We start from the raw sequence: 2,184 nt of genomic DNA, 5'->3' as shown, positions 1-2,184 counted from the left end.
CCCCGGAGCAGGGGAGGGCGCGGCCCGTTCGGCGGCGGTGGCGGGGGTCAGGCGCGGGCGCCCGCCGGGGCGGTGCGTGCGTCGCCGTCCGCGAACCCGCCCAGGACGAAGTCCTCGTCCACCTGGGTCGCGAGGTCGATGCCGACCTTGGAGTTGGCCCAACTCTCCGCGTTGCGGCGGTGGAAGAGCACCGCCTGCTCGGTGTAGCGGCGCGCGTCCCGCCGCCCGTACGCCGCGTCGGCCTCGATCCGCAGCTCCTCCAGCACGGCCCGGTTGGCCGTCTCCAGGGACTTCAGCGGCGGTTCGGCGCCCTGCTCCAGGCGGCGGACCCAGTCCGACTGCTGGAAGGTGGTGAGCAGGTCGTCGCCGACCTCGCGGCGCAGGAAGGCCAGGTCGTCCGGGCCCTGCACCTTGTTGCCGACCACCCGCAGCCGCACGCCGAAGTCGCGGGCGTAGTCCTTGTACTGGCGGTAGACGGAGATGCCCTTGCGGGTCGGTTCGGCGACCAGGAAGGTCAGGTCGAAGCGGGTGAACAGGCCGGAGGCGAAGGAGTCCGAGCCCGCGGTCATGTCGGTCACCAGGTACTCGCCCGGGCCGTCCAGCAGGTGGTTGAGCAGCAGCTCCACCGCGCCGACCTTGGAGTGGTAGCAGGCCACCCCGAGGTCCTCCTCGGTGAACGCGCCGGTCGCCAGCAGCCGGACCGAGCCCTCGTCCAGCGCGATCGGGCGGGCGCAGGAGGCGTAGACCGGGTTCTCCTCGACGATCCGCAGCAGCCGCGAACCACGGCCGGGCGGCGTGGTTTTGATCATCTCGTTGGAGGAGCGGATGAGCGGGTTGCTGCCGCGCAGGTACTCCTTGATCTCCGGCAGGTGCCCGCCCAGCGAGGGCAGCGCGGCGGCCTGATCGTCCGTCAGGCCCAGGGCGGGGCCCAGGTGCTGGTTGATGTCGGCGTCCACGGCGACGACCGGCCGGCCCAGGGCTGCCAGGTGGCGGATGAACAGCGCGGACAGCGTGGTCTTCCCGCTGCCGCCCTTGCCGACGAAGGCGATCTTCATCTGGGGACTCCGGCTCTCGCTCAGGGCCCTCGCTGCGGGCCGTCCGCCTAGGGGCCGCGCGATGCGCCCCCTAGTTGGAAATCGTTATCGTCTCCGATAGCGGCCATGCTAGCCGGGGTTTGGGTGTCACCGGGGGTGGGAAGTGAGGATTGCCTCTAATGGGTGATGCGGGGTTGCTGTTCCGGGAGGGGCGGCCCGTTCATTACTCTCGGGTAGGTGAGCACTGGAACTGATCCCCTCGCCCCGCTGGCCCAGCTCCCCGGGGTGCCCGACGCGGTCGCCGAGGTGCGCAAGGCCGTCGACCGGCTCTACGGCCACCGGGTGATGCGCCGCCGCGCGGCCGAGGTCACCTCCGAGTCCGCGCTGCGCGGCGCCCGCGCGTCGGCGGCCCTGGCCGGGGCCGACTGGCCGCTGGAGGAGGTCCGCCGCCGTAGCGACTTCGGCGCGGACCCCGAGGCCCGGACGGTCGGCGCGGCCCTGCGGATCGCCGCCGAGGCCGGCCAGCTGCTCAGCATCTGGCGGCACTCGCCGCTCCAGGTGCTGGCCCGGCTGCACCTGCTCGCGGTCGGCGACGGCGATCCGGCCGCCGGTCGCCCGCGGCGGGCCGGGGAGGGCGCGGAGGTGTTGTTCCCGCGGGAGCTGGAGCCGGTGGAGAGCGTCCAGGTCGACGCCGTCGACGGGCCGCCGCCCGTGCTGCCGCCCGCTCCGGGTGCGGAGGAGGTCGCGGCCCGGCTCGACCAGCTCTCCCGGCTGCTGGTGGCGCGCGCGGAGGGCCAGGGGGTGGGCACGCCGGCTCTCGTCGTGGCCTCGGTGGTGCACGGCGAACTGCTCGCACTGCGGCCGTTCGGCGCCCACAACGGCGTGATCGCGCGGGCCGCCCAGCGGATCGTGCTGATCGCCGAGGGGCTCGACCCGAAGTCGATCTGCCCGGCCGAGGTCGGCCTGGCCGAACTCGGCACCGCCGCCCACCGCCGAGCCCTGGCCGGCTACCTGGCGGGGACCCCCGAGGGGATGGCGGCCTGGATCGCGTACAGCGGCCGGGCGCTGCGGCTCGGGGTCCGGGAGAGCACGGCGGTCTGCGAGGCGATGCAGCGCGGGATGGTCTGAGCGCCCCGACAGGGGCGGCGCC

General features: G+C 74.2%; 2 protein-coding genes. One reads left to right on the top strand and one right to left on the bottom strand.

Translation table 11 applies throughout. The features are described 5' to 3' along the window. Positions 1 to 47 precede the first annotated feature (47 nt). Positions 48 to 1,055 (bottom strand): ATP-binding protein, encoded by a 1,008-nt coding sequence (locus ACFU6K_RS37460; RefSeq protein WP_380670890.1) that lies wholly within the window; start codon positions 1,053 to 1,055, stop codon positions 48 to 50. Between the two features lie 216 nt (positions 1,056 to 1,271). Here ACFU6K_RS37460 and ACFU6K_RS37455 point away from each other — a divergent pair, with 216 nt between their 5' ends. Continuing rightward, entirely contained in the window at positions 1,272 to 2,162 is an 891-nt protein-coding gene (locus ACFU6K_RS37455; RefSeq protein WP_380670888.1) for an oxidoreductase, read from the top strand. Positions 2,163 to 2,184: the final 22 nt, after the last annotated feature.

The sequence above is a fragment of the Kitasatospora sp. NPDC057512 genome, assembly GCF_042802135.1.
Classification (GTDB): Bacteria; Actinomycetota; Actinomycetes; order Streptomycetales; family Streptomycetaceae; genus Kitasatospora.
Note: the sequence above shows the minus strand (reverse complement) of the source record. Positions and strands in the feature narration are given on the sequence as shown.